Origin of the sequence: Mesorhizobium sp. M2E.F.Ca.ET.209.01.1.1 (assembly GCF_004010375.2) — a bacterium.
GTDB lineage: Bacteria > Pseudomonadota > Alphaproteobacteria > Rhizobiales > Rhizobiaceae > Mesorhizobium.
Genome location: NZ_SADP02001280.1, coordinates 1 through 284 on the forward strand (window position 1 = coordinate 1; position 284 = coordinate 284).

The following is a 284-nucleotide window of genomic DNA, read 5'->3' on the forward strand; positions in this document are numbered from 1 at the left end:
CGCTGGGTTGAGACGCGATAGTAGGCAACCCAGCGGCAAGGTCGTTCAGGCTTGGGCATCGAGGCACAACGTGCTGCTGTCGCTCGCTTCGCCGAGACTGAAGGCCTCCTGATCATCCAGGAGTTCACCGAGGTCGAGACTGGCAAAGGATCAGACGCGCTCGCGTGAGGGCGCCCGCAACTCGCAGCCGCCCTCACGCGAGCGCGCCAGGCCAAGTGTCCAGTGATCGTCGCCAAGCTGGACCGACTCTCCCGTGACGTGGCATTCATCGCCGGGCTTATGGT

1 pseudogene is annotated in these 284 nt (G+C 64.1%); it reads left to right on the forward strand.

What is annotated here, in order from left to right:
• Positions 1–51 precede the first annotated feature (51 nt).
• A pseudogene (locus EN852_RS43075) lies at positions 52–284 on the forward strand (recombinase family protein); the annotation flags it as partial.